This is a genomic window from Streptomyces sp. col6 (assembly GCF_008042035.1).
Lineage (GTDB): Bacteria > Actinomycetota > Actinomycetes > Streptomycetales > Streptomycetaceae > Streptomyces.
Map to the genome: position 1 here is coordinate 1,164,093 of NZ_RDBL01000006.1, position 22,050 is coordinate 1,186,142.

21 protein-coding genes and 1 pseudogene are annotated in these 22,050 nt (G+C 72.7%); 10 read left to right on the forward strand and 12 right to left on the reverse strand.

Features of this window, described 5'->3' with window-relative positions:
• From EAO73_RS09415 to mce, 6 genes are all read right to left on the reverse strand, one after another.
• Positions 1-1,097 (reverse strand): ABC transporter ATP-binding protein (locus tag EAO73_RS09415; protein WP_147971481.1); only part of this gene is annotated, 1,097 nt, incomplete at its 3' end.
• 147 nt (positions 1,098-1,244) lie between these two features.
• Positions 1,245-2,024 carry an ABC transporter permease subunit gene (locus EAO73_RS09420; protein WP_147970929.1) on the reverse strand — a complete coding sequence of 260 codons (780 nt, stop codon included), beginning with the start codon at positions 2,022-2,024 and terminating at the stop codon, positions 1,245-1,247.
• Positions 2,025-2,026: 2 nt separating this feature from the next.
• Complete coding sequence (locus EAO73_RS09425) at positions 2,027-3,016, reverse strand: ATP-binding cassette domain-containing protein (protein ID WP_147970930.1); 990 nt, start codon at positions 3,014-3,016, stop codon at positions 2,027-2,029.
• 76 nt (positions 3,017-3,092) lie between these two features.
• Positions 3,093-4,031: a cellulose-binding protein gene (locus tag EAO73_RS09430; RefSeq protein ID WP_147970931.1), complete on the reverse strand. Its 939-nt coding sequence runs from the start codon at positions 4,029-4,031 to the stop codon at positions 3,093-3,095.
• A 185-nt stretch (positions 4,032-4,216) separates the two neighbouring features.
• Entirely contained in the window at positions 4,217-8,014 is a 3,798-nt protein-coding gene (gene scy / locus EAO73_RS09435) for a polarized growth protein Scy (RefSeq protein WP_147970932.1), read from the reverse strand.
• Between the two features lie 132 nt (positions 8,015-8,146).
• Positions 8,147-8,575: a methylmalonyl-CoA epimerase gene (gene mce, locus EAO73_RS09440; RefSeq protein WP_018550068.1), complete on the reverse strand. Its 429-nt coding sequence runs from the start codon at positions 8,573-8,575 to the stop codon at positions 8,147-8,149.
• A 134-nt stretch (positions 8,576-8,709) separates the two neighbouring features.
• Between mce and EAO73_RS09445 the strand changes: the two genes are divergently transcribed.
• The 3 genes and pseudogenes from EAO73_RS09445 to EAO73_RS09455 form a co-directional block, all read left to right on the forward strand.
• Entirely contained in the window at positions 8,710-9,912 is a 1,203-nt protein-coding gene (locus tag EAO73_RS09445; RefSeq protein ID WP_147970933.1) for an acetyl-CoA C-acetyltransferase, read from the forward strand.
• Positions 9,913-9,951: 39 nt separating this feature from the next.
• Positions 9,952-10,911: a methylmalonyl Co-A mutase-associated GTPase MeaB gene (gene meaB, locus EAO73_RS09450; RefSeq protein WP_147970934.1), complete on the forward strand. Its 960-nt coding sequence runs from the start codon at positions 9,952-9,954 to the stop codon at positions 10,909-10,911.
• A gap of 266 nt (positions 10,912-11,177) precedes the next feature.
• Positions 11,178-11,837 (forward strand): annotated as a pseudogene (locus EAO73_RS09455) (serine/threonine-protein kinase); the annotation flags it as partial.
• A gap of 367 nt (positions 11,838-12,204) precedes the next feature.
• On the opposite strand, the gene EAO73_RS09460 reads toward EAO73_RS09455, so the two are convergent.
• Positions 12,205-12,732, reverse strand: a complete 528-nt coding sequence (locus EAO73_RS09460) for a PepSY domain-containing protein (RefSeq protein WP_147970935.1) — start codon at positions 12,730-12,732, stop codon at positions 12,205-12,207.
• Between the two features lie 120 nt (positions 12,733-12,852).
• On the opposite strand from EAO73_RS09460, the gene EAO73_RS09465 reads away from it, so the two are divergent.
• Complete coding sequence (locus tag EAO73_RS09465) at positions 12,853-13,512, forward strand: response regulator transcription factor (protein WP_147970936.1); 660 nt, start codon at positions 12,853-12,855, stop codon at positions 13,510-13,512.
• The gene (locus EAO73_RS09470; protein WP_147970937.1) at positions 13,509-14,939 is read left to right on the forward strand and encodes a sensor histidine kinase; all 1,431 of its coding nucleotides are present in this window, start codon (positions 13,509-13,511) and stop codon (positions 14,937-14,939) included. Before EAO73_RS09465 ends, EAO73_RS09470 begins: the two co-directional genes overlap by 4 nt.
• Positions 14,940-15,126: 187 nt before the next feature.
• Here the strand turns inward: EAO73_RS09470 and EAO73_RS09475 are convergent, their stop codons facing one another.
• The 4 genes from EAO73_RS09475 to EAO73_RS09490 all read right to left on the reverse strand — a co-directional run bounded on the left by EAO73_RS09475 (position 15,127) and on the right by EAO73_RS09490 (position 17,749).
• The gene (locus EAO73_RS09475) at positions 15,127-15,597 is read right to left on the reverse strand and encodes a MarR family winged helix-turn-helix transcriptional regulator (RefSeq protein ID WP_147970938.1); all 471 of its coding nucleotides are present in this window, start codon (positions 15,595-15,597) and stop codon (positions 15,127-15,129) included.
• 111 nt (positions 15,598-15,708) lie between these two features.
• Positions 15,709-16,443, reverse strand: a complete 735-nt coding sequence (locus EAO73_RS09480; RefSeq protein ID WP_376555522.1) for an AIM24 family protein — start codon at positions 16,441-16,443, stop codon at positions 15,709-15,711.
• A gap of 23 nt (positions 16,444-16,466) precedes the next feature.
• Entirely contained in the window at positions 16,467-17,117 is a 651-nt protein-coding gene (locus EAO73_RS09485) for an AIM24 family protein (protein WP_147970940.1), read from the reverse strand.
• The gene (locus EAO73_RS09490; RefSeq protein WP_147971482.1) at positions 17,117-17,749 is read right to left on the reverse strand and encodes an AIM24 family protein; all 633 of its coding nucleotides are present in this window, start codon (positions 17,747-17,749) and stop codon (positions 17,117-17,119) included. Before EAO73_RS09490 ends, EAO73_RS09485 begins: the two co-directional genes overlap by 1 nt.
• A gap of 256 nt (positions 17,750-18,005) precedes the next feature.
• Here EAO73_RS09490 and EAO73_RS09495 point away from each other — a divergent pair, with 256 nt between their 5' ends.
• Positions 18,006-18,356: a DUF3817 domain-containing protein gene (locus EAO73_RS09495; protein WP_018102592.1), complete on the forward strand. Its 351-nt coding sequence runs from the start codon at positions 18,006-18,008 to the stop codon at positions 18,354-18,356.
• Positions 18,353-18,646 (forward strand): MTH1187 family thiamine-binding protein, encoded by a 294-nt coding sequence (locus EAO73_RS09500; RefSeq protein ID WP_030971479.1) that lies wholly within the window; start codon positions 18,353-18,355, stop codon positions 18,644-18,646. The genes EAO73_RS09495 and EAO73_RS09500 overlap by 4 nt, the downstream gene beginning before the upstream one ends.
• Before the next feature lie 49 nt (positions 18,647-18,695).
• On the opposite strand, the gene EAO73_RS09505 is transcribed toward EAO73_RS09500, so the two are convergent.
• Positions 18,696-19,679: an ArsR/SmtB family transcription factor gene (locus tag EAO73_RS09505; RefSeq protein WP_147970941.1), complete on the reverse strand. Its 984-nt coding sequence runs from the start codon at positions 19,677-19,679 to the stop codon at positions 18,696-18,698.
• A 73-nt stretch (positions 19,680-19,752) separates the two neighbouring features.
• Here EAO73_RS09505 and EAO73_RS09510 point away from each other — a divergent pair, with 73 nt between their 5' ends.
• From EAO73_RS09510 to EAO73_RS09520, 3 genes are all read left to right on the forward strand, one after another.
• Entirely contained in the window at positions 19,753-21,069 is a 1,317-nt protein-coding gene (locus EAO73_RS09510; protein ID WP_147970942.1) for an MFS transporter, read from the forward strand.
• Between the two features lie 10 nt (positions 21,070-21,079).
• Complete coding sequence (locus EAO73_RS09515) at positions 21,080-21,589, forward strand: MarR family winged helix-turn-helix transcriptional regulator (RefSeq protein WP_147971483.1); 510 nt, start codon at positions 21,080-21,082, stop codon at positions 21,587-21,589.
• A 65-nt stretch (positions 21,590-21,654) separates the two neighbouring features.
• The gene (locus tag EAO73_RS09520) at positions 21,655-21,990 is read left to right on the forward strand and encodes a DUF3817 domain-containing protein (protein ID WP_147970943.1); all 336 of its coding nucleotides are present in this window, start codon (positions 21,655-21,657) and stop codon (positions 21,988-21,990) included.
• Positions 21,991-22,050: the final 60 nt, after the last annotated feature.

Consider the following 22,050-nt stretch of genomic DNA (forward strand, 5'->3'; position numbering starts at 1 on the left):
GCCTGCGCCGGGGCGGTGGGCGCCGGGGCGGCCGCGTACGGGTTCTGTCCGGGCGGCGGCGGGGCGTACCAGCCCTGCTGCGGCACATCGGGGGCGGGCTGCTGCGGCGGCGGGGTGTATCCGGGCGGCTGCCCGTAGCCCGCGTACGGCGGCTGCTGCTGGAGGTGGGCCTTCTGGTCGACCGTCGAGCGGTAGTCCACGGCGCCCTGCGTCATCCGCATGTACGCCTCCTCCAGCGACGCCTGGTGCGGCGACAGCTCCCACAGCCGGACGTCCGACTCGTGGGCGAGGTCGCTGATCCGGGGGAGGGCGAGGCCGGTGACCCGCAGGGCGCCGTCCGGCTCGGACATGACCTGTCCGCCCGCCTCGGTCAGCGTGGTGGTGAGCTTCTCCCGCTGCTCGGGCGTCTCGTCCGGGACACGGACCCGGGCGAAGTCGGCGGAGTTGGCCGAGATGAAGTCGGTGACGCTCATGTCGGCCATCAGCTGGCCGCGGCCGATCACGATCAGGTGGTCGGCGGTGAGGGCCATCTCGCTCATGAGGTGGCTGGAGACGAAGACCGTGCGGCCCTCGGACGCCAGCATCTTCATCAGATTGCGGACCCAGAGGATGCCCTCGGGGTCGAGGCCGTTGACCGGTTCGTCGAAGAGCAGCACCTGCGGGTCGCCCAGGAGCGCGGCCGCGATGCCCAGGCGCTGCCCCATGCCCAGCGAGAAGCCCTTGGAGCGCTTGCGGGCCACCTCCTGGAGCCCCACGACACCCAGCACCTCGTCGACCCGGGCCTCCGGGATGCCGGCCAGCTGGGCGAGCGAGAGGAGGTGGTTGCGGGCGCTGCGGCCGCCGTGCACCGCCTTCGCGTCGAGCAGGGCGCCCACCTGGCGGGGCGCGTTCGGCAGGGTGCGGAACTCGTGGCCGCCGATGGTCACCCGGCCGGCCGTCGGACGGTCCAGGCCGAGGATCATCCGCATCGTCGTCGACTTGCCGGACCCGTTGGGACCGAGGAATCCGGTGACGGCACCCGGCCGCACCTGGAAGGAAAGGTTGTACACGGCCGTCTTCGCGCCATAGCGCTTGGTCAGGCCGACTGCCTCGATCATGCTCCAGCCCCATCGACTTATCTGTCGTCGGGGCACACGCCGTCCGGCCGTACGCCCCCGTAAGAGTTAGGAGGATATCCGCGCCTTGACGGTTCCGGCCAAGTCGTTACCGGGGCGAGTCCCGCCCGGTCCGGGACCGTGTCCGGGTCAGGCGTCCCGCTTCTTCAGGACGAGGAAGCCGCCGATCACCGCGGCCGCCACCCAGCCCACCATGATCAGCAGACCGGCCCACGGCCCGTACGGCGCCGGATCGCTGTTCATCGCGTCCGGCACCACCTGCATGATCTTGGAGCCCGCCTGGTCCGGGAAGTACTGGGCGACCTTCTTGGCGCCCGGCACCGCCGACAGGATCTGCGAGACCAGGAAGAAGAACGGCATCAGGATGCCCAGCGACAGCATGGAGCTGCGCAGCATCGCCGCCACCCCCATGGAGAAGAGCGCGATCAGCCCCATGTAGAGACCGCCGCCCACCACGGCCCGCAGCACGTTGTCCGCGCCGATGTCCGTACCGTGGTCGCCCAGCAGCGCCTGGCCCAGGAAGAACGTGACGAAGCTCGTCAGCAGCCCGACCACCAGGGCCAGCACCCCGGCCACCAGCATCTTGCTGAAGAGGAAGGTCGCCCGCTGCGGCACGGCCGCCAGTGAGGTGCGGATCATGCCGGAGCTGTACTCCGTACCGACGACGAGCACCCCGAACACGACCATCGCCAGCTGGCCGAGAATCATCCCGGAGAAGCTGATGAACGTCGGGTCGAAGGTCAGCCGCTCCGCCTCCTTGAGGTCGTCGAACTGGGCGTTCATCACCGCGCACAGGGCCGCGCCCATCGCGACGGTGACCAGGAACGCCGAGATCAGCGTCCAGGTGGTGGAGGAGACCGTCCGGATCTTGGTCCATTCGGAGGTCAGGACCGCGGGGACCGAAGCCATCGTCACGCCTCCTTGCCGTTGCCGGGCTGCTGGTTCCAGGCCCCGCCCCACTGCGGGCCCTCGGGCGCAGGTGCGCCGCCGCCGGGCTCCGAGTGGGCGTGGTACTCGACCGAGCCCGCCGTCATCTGCATGAACGCCTCCTCCAGCGACGCCCGCTGGGCGCTCAGCTCGTGCAGCACGATCGAGTGCCGGGCAGCCAGCTCGCCCAGGTCCTCGGTGCTCGCCCCGTCCACCTCCAGCGTGCCGCCCGCCGTCTCGACCGCCACGACGCCCTCCTGGTGGAGCACGTCGCGCAGCCGCTCCTGCTGCGGGGAGCGCAGCCGGACGTAACTGCGGGAGTTCTCGTGGATGAAGTCGGCCATCGAGGTGTCGGCGAGCAGCCGGCCCTGACCGATCACGATCAGATGGTCGGCGGTCAGCGCCATCTCGCTCATCAGATGCGAGGAGACGAAGATCGTCCGGCCCTGCGAGGCGAGCGTCTTCATCAGGTTCCGGATCCAGTGGATGCCCTCCGGGTCCAGACCGTTGACCGGCTCGTCGAACATCAGGATCTCGGGATCACCGAGCAGCGCCGACGCGATGCCGAGGCGCTGGCCCATACCGAGCGAGAAGCCCTTGGACTTCTTCCGCGCGACCGCCGTCAGACCGACGGTGTCCAGCACCTCCGCCACCCGGCGCTCGGGGATGCGGTTGCTCTGGGCCAGACAGAGCAGGTTGTTGTACGCGCTGCGCCCGCCGTGCATCGCCTTGGCGTCCAGCAGCGCCCCGATGTACTTCAGGGGCTCCGCGAGTTCGCGGTAGTGCTTGCCGTCGATGCGCACGGAACCACTGGTGGGGTTGTCGAGATCGAGCATCATCCGCATCGTGGTGGACTTGCCCGCCCCGTTGGGTCCCAGAAAACCCGTCACCATTCCCGGTCTGATCACGCACGACAACTGGTCGACGGCGACCTTGTTCCCGAAGCGCTTCGTGAGGCCATCGAGCTCGATCATGCGTTCACGCTAGAACGACCGCGTGCCCGGCGCCACCACAAGGGCGGAACCGGGCACGCGGGTACGACAACCGGAATCAGCGGGTCTGCTGGGCCGGGACGCCTCGGGAGGCGGGCTCCTCGTCGGCGGGGGTGCCGGCGGCGGCCACCGCGGCACCGGTCAGCGTCGCCAGCATCTCGCGGACGTTGGTCAGCTGGGCGTTGATCGAGTCGCGGCGGTTCGTGAGCGCCGCCAGCTCGCGCTCCGACTCGCTGCGGATGCGGTCGGCCTTCGCGTTGGCGTCGGCCACGATGTCCTCGGACTGGCGCTGCGCGGTCTCCACCGTCTGACGGGCCCGGCGCTCGGCGTCCGTGCGGAGCTTCTCGGCCTCCAGGCGGAGCTGCTCGGCGCGGTGCTCGATCTCGGCGAGACGCTTCTCGGCCTTGGCCTGACGGGACGCGAGGTCGCGCTCCGACTGGTCGCGGCGCTTGGCGAGGTTGGTCTCGAAGTCCGCGGCGGCCTGGGCGGCCTTGGCGCGGGTCTCCTCGAAGAGGGCGTCGGCCTCCTCGCGCTTCTGCGCCGCGTCCTTCTGCGCGTCGGAGCGCAGCGCGGTGGCCTCACCCTTGGCCTTGTCGACGATGCGGACGCCGTCGTCCTCGGCCTTGGCCTTGCGCTCGGCGGCGAACGTCTCGGCGTCGTTGCGCACCTGCTGGGCGGCGGACTCGGCGAGCTCACGGTGCTGCTCGGCGGCGCGACGGGCCTCCTCACGGAGGTCCTTCGCCTCCTCCTCGGCCAGGCGCAGGATCTTCTCCACACGCGCGCCGAGACCCGCGTACGACGGCTCCGCGTCGTTCACCTGGGCCTGGGCGTTCTGCGTTTCGAGGTGCAGCTCCTCGATGCGCTTCTCCAGCGAGGTGATGCGGGACAGAGCACTATCACGGTCGGCGACGAGCTTGGTAATGCGGTCATCCACCTGACCGCGGTCGTAACCACGCCGCACGAGTTCGAAGCCGAAGGGGGAGGAAGGGTCACTCATGGGGTTCCTGTCGAAGTGAGACCGGTGAGGTGATAGAGGGAATCCTAGGGGCCTGAGCGGCGTGTCATCGAGCAGATGCCGGTTTGATCTGGAGAATGACACCCCTTTTGAGTGGCTGACCCCCGTAACCCTTGCCACTCGGACGAATGACGGTCCATGCGGAACCATGGACGAAGGCCCGGCGGCTACCCATCTGACGGCTTGCCACTCGATCGAGTGCCCGACGAGGCTCCGGCCTTGACGCCGGCGGCCGGTGCGGCGCCCCCGCCCTTACCGCCCGCCCCCGGGGTCTCGAAAGACTCCAACGCCTCCAGCACGTCCTGGACACGGGAGATCTCCGTGTTGATGTCCGCGCGCCGGCGCACCAGGACCTCCAGCTCGTGCCGGCCCTCGTCCACCACCCGCTTCGCCTCGGTCTCGGCGTCCGCCCGCAGCTTCTCGGCCTCGCGCACCAGGCTGGCCTTCTTCTGCTCGGCCTCCTTCAGCAGCGACTCGGCCCGCTTCACGGCGGCGATCCGGACCTTGCTCGCCTCGGCGTTCGCGTCGGACAGCAGCTCCTTGGCCTTGGCCGCGGCCTCCTCGCGCTGCTCGGTGGCCGCCTTCATCAGCTTGTCCACGCGCTCGCCGACCGTCTTGACCTGCTCGGCCGTCTCCCGCCGCGCCCGGTCGTGCAGCTCCTGGACCTCGGTGTCCGCCCGGACCCGCAGCTCCTCGGCCCGCTCCCGGATCTGGGTGGCGTCCCGGCGCGCGCCGACCAGCAGCTCGTCCGCGTCCGTCCGGGCCCGCTCCACCAGCGAGTTGCCCTCGACCGTCGCCTCCGAGGTGATCCGCACGGCCTCCTTGCGTGCCGCGCCGACCATCGTGTCGGCCTGCTCCTCGGCCTCCGTGGCGACGCGCAGCGCCTCCTCCCGGGCCTTGTCGATGAGCTGGTCCGCCTGCCCGGCCGCGTCCGCCCGGCGCTTCGCCGCCGCCTCGCGCGCCTCGTCGAGCAGCCGGTCCGCCTCCTGGCGCGCCTCCGCCCGCATCTGCTCGGCCGCCGCCTCGGCGTCGGCCCGCAGCCGCTCCGACTCCTCCCGCGTACGCGCCGCGTGCTCCTGCGCGGAACCCACGGTGGCCGCGGCCTCCGCACGCATCCGCTCCGCTTCGCCCGCCGCCTCGTCGCCGACCCGGGCCGCCTGCCGCTCCGCGTCCGTGCGCAGCCGCTCCGCCTCGGAGGTCGCCTCGGTCACCAGCAGGTCCGCCTGCGCCGCCGCCTCGGTGCGCATCCGGTTGGCGTCCTCGCGGGCCTCCGCCCGGCTGCGCGCGGCGTCCTGCTCGGCCGACGCGAGCGCGTCCGACGCCTCGGTACGCATCCGCTGGCTGTACTCGGCCGTTTCGGCGCGCAGCCGCTCGGACTCCGCGATCGCGTCGGAGACCGTACGCTCCGCCATCGCCTTCGCGGCGTCCGTCTCCTCCTTGGCCACCTGGCGGATCCGGGAGGCGTCCTCGCCCGCCCGCTCGCGCTCCGCGTGCGCGTCGGCCCGCAGCCGGTCGGCCTCCTCCTGGGCCTCGGACTTGGTCCGCTCCGCGACGTGCTCCGCCGTGGAGCGCAGCCCGGCGATCTCCGCCTCGGCCTGCTCCTGGAGCCCGCCGACCGAGTCCCGGACCTGCTGGGCGGTCTGCTCGGCCGCCGCGACCAGCTCGGCCGCCCGGGTCTCCGCCTCGCCGGTCAGCCGCTGCGCCTCGGCCTGCGCCTCCTCGACCCGCTTGCGCGCGGAGGCCAGCAGCTCCTCGCTCTGCTCGCGGGCCCGCTCGCGCTCCTGGTTCGCCTCGGTGCGGGCCGCGTCCAGCGTCTCCTCGGCCTCGCGCCGGCGCCGGTTCGCCTCCTCCTGGGCGGCGGCCAGCGCCTCGGCGGCCTCCGTGCCCACCCGCTCGGCGGCCGCGGCGGCCTCCGAGCGCACCCGGTCGGCGCTCTCCTGCGCCTCGGTCCGCAGCCGCTCCGCCTCGGTGGCGGCCTCGGTCCGCAGCCGTACGGCGAGGGCCTCGCCCTCGGCACGGGACTGCGAGGCGTCCGCCGCGGCCTCGTCGCGCAGCCGCAGGGCCTCGGCCTCCGCCTGCTCCTGGAGCGTCCGCAGCCGCTCGGCCGCCTCCGCGCGCAGTCGCTCGGACTCCTCGTTCGTCTCGCGCCGGAGGCGCTCCGCCTCCGTACGCGCCTCGCCGAGCGCCTGCTCGGCGGCGGAGACCCGGGTCTGCGCATCCTCCTTCAGACGGGTCAGCTCACCGGCCGCCTCCGCCTGCCGGGCCGCGACCGCGCGCTCCGTCTCCTCGCGCAGGGCGGACGCCGCCTCCTCGGCCGCGGTCCTCGACGCCTCGGCCTGCTCCTCGGCCTCCGTGCGCAGCTGCCCGGCCTCGGCGCGGGCCCGGTCGAGCGCCTCCTCGGCCTGCTTGCGCAGGGCGGCCGACCGGTCGGCCGCCTCGCTCCTGACCCGCTCGCTCTCGGTGGTCGCGGCGCCGCGCAGCTCCTCCGCGTCGGCCTTGGCCTTCGCGAGCAGCTCCTCGGCGGTCTTCGCGCCCTCCTCGATCTGCTGGAGGGCCTCGCGGCGTGCCTCGCCCCGGATGCGCTCGCCCTCGGCGACCGCCTCGGCCCGCAACTGCTCGGCCTCGCCGCGCAGCCTGCGCGCCTCCTCCTGCAGCTCGACCGTCTTGGCCCGGTACTCCTTGGTGTCGTCCTTGGCCGCGCCCTTGAGCTGGTCGGCCTGCTCGGCGGCCTCGCCGCGCAGCCGGTCCGCCTCGGCCTCCGCCTCGCGGCGGATGCGCTCGGCCTCCTCGCCGGCCGCCCGGGTGGCCGTCTTCGCGTCCTCCGAGGCCTTGGTCAGGATCTCCTCGGCGGACCGGGCCGCCTTCGCGAGCTGGGCCGCGGCGTCCTCGGCGGCGGCGGTGCGCGCGGCCTCGGCCGCCTCGGCACGCAGCCGCTCGGCCTCGCCGCGGGCGTCGGCGAGCGCCTGCTCGGCCTCCGCCTTGAGGGTCTCGGACTCCTTGGTGGCCTCGCCGACGAGCCGGGCGATCTCCGCCTTCGCCGTACGGGTGCGCTGCTCGTTCTGCGACTCCGCGCCGGCCAGCCGCTTGACCGCGGCCTCCTTGGCCTCGGCGAGGACCTTCTCGGCCTCCAGCCGGGCCTCGCGCAGCCGGGTCTCGGCCTCCTGCATGCGCTGCTCGGCGGCCCGGTTCAGCTCGGTGGTCTGCTGCCGGGTCTGCTCGGTCTCGGCGGTCGTCGACAGCCGCAGCTGCTCGGCGTGGCTGGTGGCCTCCTGGGCCTGGCCCGCGGCGGCGCCGAGCATCCGCTCGGCGTCCTTGCGGGCCCGCGTCAGGATGGACTCCGCCTCGGCGCGGGCGGACTCCGCCTCCGAACCGATCCGCTGACGCGTCTCCTCGGACAGCCGGGTGGCCTCGGCCCGTGCGGCGGCGAGCGCCTGCTCGGCCTCGGCCCGGGACTCCTCCATCAGGCGGCGGGCCTGCGACTCGGTCCTCGCCCGCAGCTGCTCGGCCCAGGCGACGTTCTCGTTGACGTGGGACTCGACGGTCTGGCGGCGCTCCGCCAGTTCCTGGTCGAGGCGCTGGCGGCGCTGCACGGCCTCGTTGTGCAGTTCGGCCTGGAGCCGGGCCTGGTGCTCCGCGTGCTCCTGGAGGATCCGCTGGGTCTGGGCGCGGGCGTCGCGCAGCTCGCGCTCGGCGTCGCTGCGCAGCTGTTCCGCCTGGACCTGGGCGTTACGGAGCAACTGCTCCGCCTGGTAGCCGATGTCCGCGCTGTCGTAGGCAGGACGCATCGCCAGACTGCGCCGGGCCTCGTGCAGCTTGGCACGCAAGACCTCGACCTGGTAGCCGAGGTCCTCGGCGTGCTGGACAGCCTTCTCCCGGTCGGTCCTGAGCCGGTCCATCTCGGCCTCGAACCGCGAGAGATGGTCGTCTTCAGCTCGGTGGCTCTCCTGGCGTTCGTAGCCCCGCACTGCGCGGTCCCATCCTTCCCCGAGCTCTCAACGTTCGGGGAATGGTGACAGATCAACGGCTGGGGACGCGGCGCGCCCCCGACCCGGCCCCGGCCCGGAACCGCCCACTCTACCGGGCCGGGTATGGCTGGGTCAGTGCTCCGTCTTCGCCGTGACCAGTTCGGTGAGGACCCCGTGGCAGTCCTTGGGGTGGAGGAAGGTGATCCTGGACCCCATCGAACCCGTCCTGGGCTCGTCGTACAGCACCCTGACGCCCTTCTCGCGGATGTCCGCGGCGTCGGCGTCCACGTCGGCCGTACCGAAGGCGATGTGGTGCACGCCCTCCCCGTTCTTGGCCAGCCATTTGCCCACGGCGGAGTCCTCGCGGGTGGGCTCCAGGAGCTGGAGGTACGAGGCGCCGCCGTCGGACGTATCGTTGATCTTGAGCATGGCCTCCCGCACGCCCTGCTCCTCGTTGACCTCGGAGTGGAAGACCTCGAACCCGTAGGTCGAGCGGTAGAACTCGACGGTCTTGTCGAGGTCGAAACAGGCGATCCCGATGTGGTCGATTCGCGTCAGCATGGGACCAGTGCAGCGCGCTGCGGATGGTTACGCAACGTGCGCGCGATCACACTCGCGGGCGGATGACGGGGCGGGTACCGCTCAGTACATTCAAGTAAACCCTCGTTCACATCTATCCCAAGGGGCTGTGCCTCATGTCAGGAACGACCGGTACCACCTCCGTGATCGTCGCGGGCGCGCGGACGCCCATGGGCCGGCTCCTCGGCTCCCTGAAGACCTTCTCCGGCGCGGACCTCGGCTCCATCGCCATCAAGGCGGCACTGGACCGGGCCGGCATCGGCGGCGACCAGGTCCAGTACGTGATCATGGGCCAGGTGCTCCAGGCCGGCGCGGGCCAGATCCCGGCCCGCCAGGCGGCGGTCAAGGCCGGCATCCCCATGAACGTCCCCGCGCTCACCGTCAACAAGGTGTGTCTCTCCGGGCTCGACGCCATCGCCCTGGCCGACCAGCTCATCCGCGCCGGTGAGTTCGACGTCGTCGTGGCCGGCGGCCAGGAGTCCATGACGAACGCCCCGCACCTGCTCCCGAAGTCCCGCGAGGGCCACAAGTACGGCGCGATCGAGATGCTCGACTCCATGGCGTACGACGGTCTGACCGACGCCTACGAGAACATCCCGATGGGCGAGTCCACCGAGAAGCACAACACCCGCCTCGGCCTCGGCCGCGCCGCGCAGGACGAGATCGGCGCCCTGTCCCACCAGCGCGCCGCCGCCGCGCAGAAGAACGGCCTGTTCGAGGCCGAGATCACCCCGGTCGAGATCCCGCAGCGCAAGGGCGACCCGGTCCTCTTCTCCAAGGACGAGGGCATCCGCCCCGAGACCACCGCGGAGTCCCTGGGCAAGCTGCGCCCGGCCTTCGCCAAGGACGGCACGATCACCGCGGGCACCTCCTCGCAGATCTCCGACGGCGCCGCCGCGGTCGTCGTCATGAGCAAGGCCAAGGCCGAGGAACTGGGCCTGGAGTGGATCGCCGAGATCGGCGCCCACGGCAACGTGGCGGGCCCGGACAACTCGCTCCAGTCGCAGCCCTCCAACGCCATCCGGCACGCCGTGAAGAAGGAGGGCATCGCCGTCGAGGACCTCGACCTCATCGAGATCAACGAGGCGTTCGCGGCCGTCGCCGTCCAGTCCATGAAGGACCTCGGCGTCACCACGGACAAGGTCAACGTCAACGGCGGCGCCATCGCGCTCGGCCACCCCATCGGCATGTCCGGCGCCCGTGTGGTGCTGCACCTCGCGCTGGAGCTCAAGCGGCGCGGCGGCGGCGTCGGCGCGGCGGCCCTGTGCGGCGGCGGCGGCCAGGGCGACGCGCTGATCCTGCGCGTTCCGGGCAAGTAACGCGGTACGAGAACACGCAGCGAGCGGAACGGAGCGGTGATGGTGGACGTCCCCACCCTGGTGGAGCAGGCCCGCGCGGGCGGACCGCGGGCGGTGGCCCGGCTCATCTCCCTGGTGGAGGGGGCATCGCCGCACCTGCGCGAGGTGATGGCGGCCCTGGCGCCGCTGGCGGGCAACGCCTACGTCGTCGGACTGACCGGTTCGCCGGGCGTCGGCAAGTCCACGTCGACGTCGGCGCTCGTCTCCGCGTACCGGAAGCAGGGCAAGCGGGTCGCGGTGCTCGCCGTGGACCCGTCCTCGCCGTTCTCCGGCGGCGCGCTGCTCGGTGACCGGGTGCGGATGTCGGACCACGCGTCGGACCCGGGCGTCTACATCCGCTCCATGGCGACCCGCGGCCACCTCGGCGGCCTCGCCTGGGCGGCCCCGCAGGCGATCCGGGTGCTGGACGCGTCGGGCTTCGACGTGGTCCTGGTGGAGACCGTGGGCGTCGGCCAGTCCGAGGTGGAGATCGCCTCCCAGGCCGACACCTCGATCGTCCTCCTCGCCCCCGGCATGGGCGACGGCATCCAGGCGGCCAAGGCCGGGATCCTGGAGATCGGCGATGTGTACGTCGTGAACAAGGCCGACCGCGACGGCGCCGACGCCACCGCCCGCGAGCTCAACCACATGCTGGGCCTCGGGGAGTCCCGGGGCCCCGGCGACTGGCGGCCGCCGATCGTGAAGACGGTCGCCGCCCGGGGCGAGGGCGTCGACGAGGTGGTCGAGGCCCTGGAGAAGCACCGGGCGTGGATGGAGGAGCGCGGGGTCCTGGGCGAACGCCGCGCGGCCCGCGCCGCCCGCGAGGTCGAGACGATCGCGGTCACCCGCCTCCGCGAGCGCATCGGCAGCCTGCACGGCGACCGCCGCCTCGACGCCCTGGCCGAACGCATCGTGGCGGGCCGCCTGGACCCGTACGCGGCGGCGGACGAACTGGTGGCGGGGCTCACGGGCGAGGGCTGAGAGCCCGGTCGGCCTCGGGGCCCTTCCCGGGCGCGGCGTGCGGGCCGCGGCCGAGAAGGGCCCCCTCTTGGTGACGCAGCGTCAGCACCGCACGGGTGCGGAGGCGTTCACGCACCTGCCCCCCTCCACCGCATCCGCTCCATGACAGGATTGCCGCCTGTCATGCGCACCCAGGGGGGAAGTGCCACATGCTCGGTCCGCTCAGGGACGACTCACCCCGGACGATCGGCCCGTACACGATCCGGGCCCGGCTGGGCGCGGGCGGCATGGGCGAGGTCTTCCTCGGCGACCGGGGCGACGGAACCGCGCCCGCCGCCGTGAAGACCGTCCGACGGGACGTGGCGCAGGACCCCGGCTTCCGCGGCCGCTTCCGCCGCGAGATCACCCTCGCCCGGTCCGTCACCGGCACCCACCTCGCCCCGCTGCTCGACGGGGACGCCGACGCCGAGGTCCCCTGGCTCTCCACCGCGTACGTGGCCGGGCCGACGCTCTCCGCGGCCGTGCGCGGGGCGGGCGCCATGGACGAGGCCGAGGTACGGATGCTGGGCGCCGGGATCGCCCGCGCCCTGGCAGCCGTGCACGCGGCGGGGATCGTCCACCGCGACGTGAAGCCGGGCAACGTCATGCTCGCGGCGGACGGCCCGCGCCTCATCGACTTCGGGATCGCCCGGGACGCGGGCGCCACCCCGCTCACCACCACCGGCCGGATGGTCGGCAGCCCCGCCTTCATGTCCCCGGAGCACGTCGCGGGCAGCGGACGCGTCGTCCCGGCCTCCGACGTGTTCTGCCTCGCCTCGGTGCTCTGCTTCGCCGCCACCGGGCGCGACCCGTTCGGCGACGGGCCCGTCGCCGCCGTCCTCTACCGCGTCAAGTACGTCGAGGCCGATCTCGCGGACGTGCCGGACGGCCTGCGCGCGGTCCTGGAGGACTGCCTCGCCGCCGAGCCGGACGCCCGCCCCACCGCCGCCGGCCTCGCCGAACGGCTGGCGCCCGGCGCGGCCTCCCGATGGCCGGCCCCGGTCGGCGGGCAGATCGCGGAGTACGAACGGGAGCTGGCCCGGGTCTGCGCGCTGAACGGGCCGCTGCTGCCGGGCTACACGCCCACGCAGGGGGCCACCGGCAGCCTCTCCGCGCCCGCCCGACCGGGGCCGGCCATCGGGAGGCCGCGCCGGGCGCCAGCCGTTCGGCGAGGCCGGCGGCGGTGGGGCGGGCGTCCGGCTCGGCGGCGAGGCAGTCCTCCAGGACGCCCCTCCGGCGATCGAGGAGCGGGGGTACGGGGCCAACGGCCCCCACTCATGGGGCGTACGCCGACACCACCACCCCGTTCCCGAAGCTCGCGAGCACCGTGTCGCCCTGGGCCAGGAACGACACCGATCCCGGGTCCGACTTCAGCGCGGCCCTCACCGCCTCCTCCAGCGAGACGGAGGCCGACCGGGGCGCGCCCCGGTCCTCGTCGCGGTCCACCCGCTTGTCCAGCACCTTGCCGCTGCCCGCGTCCACCGTCACGTCGTGCCAGGACCGGTCGGAGCCGTACACATCCAGCTCCCAGACGAGCCCGCCGTCCTCCTCGTCGAGCTCCGCCTCGGTCACCGTGCCGGGAACGGCCGCCAGGCCGGCCGCGACCGCGTCACCGACGGTGACCCGGGCAGCGGCGGGAGCGGCTGCAGGGGCGGCGGCCGGGGCGTCGGAGTCACCGGCGGCGCCCGCCGCGGTGCTCCGGCCGCCGCCGCCCTCCTCGCCGCCCGTGAGGGCGACCGCGCCGGCCCCGCCTCCGACGAGCACGGCCGCGGTGACGACGGCGATGACGATCTTGCGCTTCATGAGGATTCCTCCCGTATCGGATGCCTTCGGTACGACACAACCCACCCTGCCGGGCCGATGCTGAACGCAGCCTGAAGCCACCTGAAGCCGTCTTCAGCTTCGGTTTGGGACGCTGGGCGCATGCGCCTGTTGATCGTGGAGGACGAGAAGCGGCTGGCGATCTCCCTGGCCAGGGGGCTCACCGCCGAGGGATTCGCCGTGGACGTCGTGCACGACGGGACCGAGGGCCTGCACCGGGCGCGGGACGGCGCGTACGACCTGGTGATCCTCGACATCATGCTGCCCGGGACGAACGGCTACCGCGTCTGCGCCGCCCTGCGCGCCGAGGGCCACGAGGTGCCGGTGCTGATGCTGACCGCGAAGGACGGCGAGTACGACGAGGCGGAGGGCCTGGACACGGGTGCCGACGACTACCTGACCAAGCCGTTCAGCTACGTGGTGCTGGTCGCCCGGGTCCGCGCCCTGCTGCGCCGCCGGGGCGGCTCCGGGTCGCCGGTGGTCACCGTGGGGGCCCTGCGCATGGACACCGCCGCCCGCCGTCTGCACCTCGACGGCGACGAGATCGCCCTGACCGCCAAGGAGTTCGCCGTCCTCGAACAGCTCGCCCTGCGCGCCGGGCAGGTGGTCAGCAAGGCGGAGATCCTGGAGCACGTCTGGGACTTCGCCTACGACGGCGACCCCAACATCGTCGAGGTGTATGTCAGCACCCTGCGCCGCAAGCTCGGTGCCGACGCCATCCGCACGGTGCGCGGCGCCGGTTACCGGCTGGAGGCGCGATGAGGTCCGTACGGGCCAGGGCCGCGCTCGGCGCCACCGTGGTCGTCGCCCTCGCCCTGGGCGCCGCCGGGCTCGCCGTGCTCCTCGTGCTGCGCGCGAACCTCACCGACCAGGCGGGCCTCCAGGCCGAGGTGGCCGCCCGGGAGGTCGCCGGGCAGCTGGCCCTCGGTGTGCCGTACGCCGACCTGGACACGGGTGACGAGGAGGAGCACCCGGTCCAGGTCACCGACGAGGACGGGCGCGTGGTGGCCGTCTCCAAGGACCTGGAGGCGATCTCCGGCACCGGCACGGACCGGGTCGCCGCGCCGGGGACGGCCGGGGCGGGCGACGACGACCACGACGACGACGATCCGGGCCGCGGCGAGGTCTCCACGGACGAACCGGACTTCGCCAACGGCACCGCCACCGTGGACGGCGACCGCGCCGACTACCGGTTCGCCGCGGTCGAGGCTACGGATCCGGCGGGACGCACCCTGACCGTCCACGCGGGCGCCCCGCTCGCCGCCGAGCGGCGGGCCGTGGACAGCGTGCGCTCGGCGATGCTGGCCGGGCTGCCCGTGGTGCTCCTGGTCGTCGCCGGGGTGACCTGGCTGGTGACCCGGCGGGCCCTGCGCCCGGTGGAGGGCATCCGGCGCGAGATGGCGGCGATCACCGCGTCCGAGGACCTGGCCCGGCGGGTGCCGGAACCGGGCTCCCGTGACGAGGTCGCGAGGCTGGCCCGTACGACCAACGAGACCCTCGCCGCGCTGGAGGAGTCCGTCGGCCGGCAGCGGCGCTTCGTGGCCGACGCCTCGCACGAGCTGCGCAGCCCGATCGCCTCGCTGCGCACCCAGCTGGAGGTGGGCGCCGCGCACCCGGAGCTGCTGGACGTGCCGGGCGCGGTCGCCGACACCGTACGCCTCCAGGCACTCGCCGCGGACCTGCTGCTCCTGGCCCGGCTGGACGCGGGGGAGCGGGCGGGGCGGACGCGGGTCGACCTGGGGGCGCTGGTCCGCGAGGAGGTCTCGCAGCGGGTGGGCGACCGCATCCCGGTCACGGTGTCCGTACGGGACGGCGGCCTCGAAGTGGCGGGTTCGCGCGGCCAGTTGGCCCGGGTCCTGGGCAACCTGCTGGACAACGCCGAGCGGCACGCGGTGCGTTCGGTGTCCGTGACGGTGGGGCGGTCCGCCGACGGGGTGCTCGTCACGGTCACGGACGACGGGGCCGGGGTGCCGGAGGCGGAACGCGAGCGCGTCTTCGAACGCTTCGTCCGCCTGGACGAGGCGCGTGCCCGCGACGACGGCGGGGCGGGCCTGGGCCTGGCGATCGCCCGCGATGTGGCTGCGCGCCACGGGGGCCGCCTGACGGTGGGGTCCGCCCCGGAAGGCGGCGCCCGCTTCGACCTGAGCCTCCCCTCGCCCCCTCGCTCCTCAATCGCCGGAGAGGCTTGAGCGGCCGAACGTACACCCGGGGCTCCGCCCCGAACCCCGCTGCTCAAACGCCGCAGGGGCTCACAGGTAGCCCCTCCGGCGTTCGATGCGCGGGGTCCGGGGCGGAGCCCCGGGTTCGGGAAGGGGCGGGTAGGGGAACAGGCCCGCCGCAGGCGCACCCGCCGCAACGCGCAACGCGCGCCGCCTCTTACCCCCGCTGCCCCCGCAAATGCTCCGCCACCGGTGTCAACGCCGCATGCAGCTCCGCCAGCGCCTCCGGCGACAACAGGTCCATGAAGTGCTTGCGGACCGACGCCACATGGTGCGGCGCCACCTTCCGCATCGTCTCCGCGCCCTCCTCGGTCAGCACCGCGTACAGCCCCCGGCGGTCCGACTCGCAGTTCTCCCGCCGCACCAGCCCCGCGCTCTCCATGCGCGTGATCTGGTGGGAGAGGCGGCTCTTGGACTGGAGGGTGGCGCCCGCGAGGTCGCTCATCCGCATCCGGCGGTCCTCCGACTCCGAGAGGTTGACCAGGATCTCGTAGTCGTTGTTGGTCAGCCCGAACGGCTGGAGGTCCTTCTCCAGCTGGTGCATCAGCAGCCTGCTGACGTCCAGGTGGGTGCGCCAGGCGCACTGCTCGGCGTCGCTCAGCCAGCGGGTGGCCGTCTCGGTCTCCATGTATGGATTCTACCTAAGAAGTTGAAAGCCGGACGAATGAGGAGCGTGTGACGCCCCGCACGCGCCAGGGCGGGGCGCAGGCGTTCGACGTCACACTCCGCAGACTACCGTTCACAAACCGAAGCGACGCTGGAGGTCCCCCAGCTGACCGGGCGCCCGGGGCGCGGCGCCCGGACGGCCGCCGCCCGGCACCCCCGCCTGCTGCGGCACCGCCCCCGTCGGCTGCTCGGGCATCAGCGCCTCGGACGACTGGATCAGCACCGTACCGGCCCCCACGAACTCGAACTGGTGCTCCTCGCCCGACGCCCCGCCGATCCCGGTGAGCGCGCGCAGGCCGCCCATCACCCCGGTCATGTAGCCGTGGTCGTAGTGGTGGCAGGGGGAGGGGCAGTCCGCCCAGCCCACCAGGGCCTGCGGGTCGACCCGCAGCGGCGGCTCCATGAAGACCACCGGCCCGTTGGACGCGGCGACGAACTTGCCCGTGCCGATCAGCGTCAGGAACCCGGGCACGATCGACTGCTTCAGCGCCAGCGAGGGCTGGTAGGCGAGCAGGTTGCCGGAGCGGATCGTCAGGTTGCCGTCGTCCAGGTCGTAGGAGTTCACGTCGAACGCCCGGTCGGCGAGCAGCATCTTGCCGCTGCCCTCGGCCACCACCCAGTCGCTCGCGTGCAGCGGCGAGTGGAAGCTCGCCCGGACCAGCCGGTCGAACCGGCCGTGCCCGATGCCGTCGAAGCCGATCTGCCCGTAGTAGGCGATCATCTTGCCCTTCTGCAGGAACCACTGGCTCCCCTTGAGCTCCACGCAGAAGGTGTACGGGTTGACGTTGTCGTCCGACGGCAGCGTCATCGGGTCGAAGATCACGGGGGCGTTCACAGCTTCTCCTCGGACGCCTGGACGTACACCGCACCACTGCCGCTCAGCTCCAGCTGGAAGCCCTCGCCCGAGCCGCGGCCCACCATCTCGCGCCAGCCGAGCGCGGTGGAGAGCTTGTTGCGTACGTCGCCGTGGTGGGCGACATACGCCTGGGGGTCGACGTGCACGTCGCGGCCCGGGGCGATCGGCAGCTCGATGACCCCGCCGTGCGCCATCACCGCCACCGCGCCGTGGCCGGTGAGCGTCGTCGTGAACAGGCCCTGACCGGTCACCTGGCCGCGCACCATGCCCATCACGCCGCCCTGCGAGCCCATGAACATCGTGCCCTGCTGGAGCGACCCGTCGAAGGCGAGGAGGCGGTCCGCCTCCACGTAGAGGGTGTCCCCGGTGAGGTTGATCACCTGGATGTGGTGGCCGCCGTGGCCGAACATCACCGTGCCGTTGCCCTCGACCGTCATCAGCGGCGTCGCCTCGTTCGCCAGCCGGCGGCCGAGCATCGACATCACGCCGCCCTGGCCGCCCTGGATGTTCGGCGTGAACGCGACCTCGCCCCGGTAGGCGAGCATCGCCCCGCGCTGGCTGAACATCTTCTGGCCGGGGACCACCGTCGCCTCGACCATCTTCGAGTTGATCTCGCGGAAGGGCATCAGAGGTTCCCCCCGATCGTGTTCCGCTCGCTGGGCTGCACGTAGACCAGTCCCTCGCCCTCGAAACGGATCTGGAAGGACTCGCCCGAGCCCTCGCCGATCAGCGTCCGGAAGTTCACCCCGGACTGGAAGTTCTGCTGCAGGTTGCCCTGGTGGGCGATGTACGCGCCCGGGTCGACGAACAGCGGGTACTGCGCGGAGACCCGCAGCACCACGGCCGTGCCGTCCGACATGATCGCCGCCTGGCCGGTCCCCTCCACGGTGGTGGTGAACAGGCCGTTGCCCGTCGCACCGCCGCGCAGCCCGGTGAACGTGGTGCCCGTGCGCAGCCCCGCGTCGGTGCAGAGCAGGTTGCTCGCCTCCACGTACAGCTTGTCGCCGTGCAGCGAGACGAGGTTGATCTCGCTCGCGCGGTCGGCGAAGTAGCAGGTGCCCTGCCCGGTGACCTGCATCACCGCCATCGACTCACCGGTCAGCCTGCGGGTCACCATCCCGCGCAGTCCCTCACCGCCACCCGTCATCTTCTTGAACGTCATCTGGCCCTCGTACGCGACCATGGAGCCGTTCTTCGCCTTGACGGCATCGCCGGCCAGATCGACGGCGAGCGTCTTGCTTCCCTCAAGTCGGAACATTGCCACCCGGCGAAAATAGCGGCAGCCACCGCCGCGGGAACAGGGGCAGCCGCGCGATCGGGCGCCCCGGAGCGCCCCTGATACGCATCCGGTACGGGACCCGGACGCAATCGGGACGTACTTCTTGCGGAACGGGCGGGCGCGGCCCGCTCCCCCCGGGACCCGCCGCCGGGCGGGCCGGGCGGCGATGTCACAATGGGTGCCGCTTGTGCGTGCGTTCACAAGCTGTCACGACCCTCCCACCGAAGGTGCCCCCGTGGACATCAAGACCGCCACCGCCCTGCACCGGCTGCGCCTCATCTCGATTCCCGAGGCGCTGTCCTTCCCCGCGCTGATCCTCTTCGGCTCGGTCCTGAGCCGGGTCTCCGACATCGACTTCCTGATGATGCCGCTCGGCATGCTGCACGGCGTGCTCTTCGTGATCTACGTCGTCCTGCTGCTGGACGTGTGGGCGAAGACCAAGTGGCCGCTGAAGCGCGTCGCGTTCTTCTTCCTGCTGTGCGTGCTGCCGTTCGGCGGTCTGTACGGGGACAAGGTGCTCAAGCGCTACGAGGCGGACAGCGTCATCGCCGCGCGGGCCCGCCGCGAAGGCACGGTCAGCGCATGATCGTCGCCTTCTCCGTCAGCCCGCTCGGGGTCGGCGAGGACGTCGGGGAGTACGTCGCCGACGCCGTCCGGGTCGTCCGCGAGTCCGGGCTGCCCAACCGCACGGACGCGATGTTCACCTCCATCGAAGGGGAGTGGGACGAGGTCATGGACGTCGTCAAGCGCGCCGTGGCCGCCGTCGAGGCGCGCGCCGGGCGGGTCTCCCTCGTGCTCAAGGCCGACATCCGGCCCGGGGTCACCGACGGACTGACCTCCAAGGTCGAGACGGTCGAGCGGTACCTCGCGGACTGACGCCCGGTCCGCCCACAGTGAGCCCCCGCCCCTCCGGCGGGGGCTCCCGTCATTCCGGGACCGCCAGCGCGATCCCCAGCGGCGTCCGCTCGTACAGCACCTGGTGGCCGTAGCGGCGCGAGGTCAGCAGCCCGGCCGCCCGCAGCACCGACAGATGCGCCGACACCGACGACGGGGCGAGCCGCAGCCGGTGCGCGAGCGCGCTGGTGCCGGCCGGCTCGTCCAGCGCGCACAGGACATCGGCCCGTGCCCGGCCGAGCAGCCGTGCCAGGGCCTCGGGGGTACTCGCGCCCGGCTCCGTCCACAGGCCCCCGATCCCGCGCGCCGGGTAGATCACGGCGGGCGGCCAGGGCGGCTCGTATCCGCTGACCACGTCCGGCCACGCGAAGACGCTCGGGATCAGCACGAGGCCCTGCCCGCCGAGCACCCGGGAGTGCCGGCCCCGCATCCCCACCAGGGTCAGGGTGGAGTCCGTCCACGTCAGCTGCGGGCTCAACTCCCCGAGAAGGCGTGCGAATCCCACCTCGGCCAGCCGTCGCGAGTGGTACGCGATATCGGCCTCCAGCAGGGCGCGCAGCCTCGCCCAGTCCGGCTCGATCAGCGTCCGCCACGCCTCTTCGAGCAGATCGGCCAGCTCCCGCAGGGCCCGCGCCGGGTCGGCGAGCAGCGCCCGGCCGGCGGGGGAGTCCAGGGCGCCCGGCCGGTCGGCCAGCGTCAGCGCCAGATCCTGGGCGACCAGCTCCGGGGCGGTGGCGCGTACGGCCGCGATCTCGTCCTCGAACGCGACGTACGGCCCCGTGGGAGGCGGGCAGAGGAAGTCCGGATTGTGCCCGCCGTCGGTCATCAGCGACCAGAGCGGCCGCAGATCGAGCCCCGAGGCCGCGTCCTTGATGCGCCGCAGCCACGGCTGGTGGTACCCGTGCCGCCGGGGGCGCAGCAGCGTCCGCACGGCGGCCTGGGTCTCCCAGAGCGGGGAGAGCGCGAACCGGCAGCGCAACAGGTCGTTCTCGTCGAGATGCAGATGGAACGGCATGGGCGGCCTCGCGAAGATTCGGTGTCAGCCGAAAGTCTACGGAGCGGGGCGCCCGCTCCTCCAAGCTGCCGCCATGCCGAGCAACAGCACCCACCCACAGGGCACCGCCCACGACACGGCGGACGCTCCGTCCGTCCCCCGGGGATACCGCGCCGTCTTCGCCGTACGCGAGTTCCGGGCGGTGTTCGCCGCGCATCTGCTCTCGCTGCTCGGCGTCGTCGTCAGCGAACTCGCGCTCACCGTCCTGGTCTACGACCTCACCTCCTCGCCCCTGCTCAGCGCGCTCACCTTCGCGCTCGGCATGCTCCCGTACCTCGTCGGCGGCACCCTCTTCGCCGGGATCGCGGACCGCTACCCCGCCCGCCGGGTGCTGGTCACCTGCGACCTCGTCTGCGCGGCCTGCGTCGCCGTGATGATCCTTCCGGGCACGCCGGTCGCGGGGCTCCTGGGGCTGCGCTGCCTGGTCGCCGCCGTCTCTCCGGTCTTCACCGGGACGAGGATGGCCGCGCTCACCGACATCCTGGGCGAGGGCGAACTGTTCGTCCTGGGCCGCTCGCTGCTGCGGATCGTCTCGCAGAGCGCGCTGCTCGCCGGGTTCGGCGTCGGCGGGCTGCTCCTCGCCGTGATCTCCCCGCGCGGCGCGATCGCGATCACGGTGGTCACCTTCCTCTGCTCGGCGACGCTGCTGCGCTTCGGCACCCGCGACCGGCCCGCCCGCGCGGCGCAGGGCGGCGGCGGCTCCACCCTGCTGCGGGAGTCGCTGTCCGGCGCCCGGCTGGTCCTCGGCCACCGCCGCGTCCGCGCCCTGATGCTGCTGTTCTGGCTGCCTCCGCTGTTCGTCGTGGCGCCGGAGGCGGTCGCGGCGCCGTACGCCGACGAGATCGGGGCCGGCCCGACGGCGCTCGGGCTGCTGATGTGCGCCATGCCCGTCGGCCACATCGCCTCCGAGCTGTACGCGGGCTCCGTGCTGCGCCCCCGTACCCGCGAGCGGATCGTGCTGCCGCTGGCCGCCGCCGGGCTGCTGCCCCTCGCGGTGTACGGGCTGACCCCGGGGGTCGCGACGGCCGCCGTCGCGCTGGTGGTGGCCGGTGCCTCGGCCGCGTACGGCATCGGCCTCGACCAGTGGTTCGTCGCCGCCGTCCCCGAGGAGCTGCGCGGCCGGGCCATGACCCTGCTCACCGCGGGACTCATGACGCTCCAGGGCGTCGGCATGGCGCTCACGGGGCTCGCGGCCGAGTTCTTCCCCGTCCACCAGGTGGTCGCCGGGGCGGGTGTCCTCGGCACGCTGTGCCTGCTCCCGCTGGTCGCCGAGGTCCGCAGAACCGCACCCACGGCCCAGGGCCGGACCGAAGTTCGAGACGGGGAGGACCGACAAGTTCCCCATGGGTAAGGTCGTGGCCGTGCCGAAGCCGCTCAGCCTTCCCTTCGATCCCATCGCCCGCGCCGACGAGCTCTGGCAGCAGCGCTGGGGCCCGGTCCCGTCCATGGGGGCGATCACCTCGATCATGCGGGCGCAGCAGATCCTGCTCGCCGAGGTCGACGCCGTCGTCAAGCCGTACGGACTGACCTTCGCGCGGTACGAGGCGCTGGTGCTGCTCACCTTCTCCAAGGCGGGCGAGCTGCCGATGTCCAAGATCGGCGAGCGGCTGATGGTCCACCCGACGTCCGTGACGAACACGGTGGACCGGCTGGTGCGCTCCGGCCTGGTGGACAAGCGCCCGAACCCCAACGACGGGCGGGGCACGCTGGCCTCCATCACGGACAAGGGCCGCGAGGTCGTGGAATCGGCGACCCGGGACCTGGTCGCGATGGAGTTCGGACTCGGGGTGTACGACGCCGAGGAGTGCGCCGAGATCTTCGCGCTGCTGCGGCCCCTGCGGATCGCCGCGCAGGACTTCGAGGAGGTCTGAGAGACGCCGTTCCGGGGCCCGGCCCGCTGCAAGATCGCCCCGGACGTCCGGTTACGCTCGATGCCATGAAACGCAGTGTGCTGACCCGATACCGGGTGATGGCTTACGTCACCGCCGTCATGTTGCTGATCCTCTGCGTGTGCATGATCTTCAAATACGGCTTCGACAAGGGTGAGGGCCTGACGCTCGTCGTCTCCCAGATCCACGGCGTGCTGTACATCATCTACCTGATCTTCGCCTTCGACCTGGGCTCCAAGGCGAAGTGGCCGATGGGCAAGCTGCTCTGGGTGCTGATCTCGGGCACGATCCCGACGGCCGCGTTCTTCGTGGAGCGCAAGGTCGTCCGCGAGGTCGAGCCGCTGGTCGCCGACACGACGCCGACGGCCCCCGCGAACGTCTGACCTCACCGAACCGCCCCGCGCGAAGCGCCGGGCGGTTTGTCATCGACATTTACTAGGACG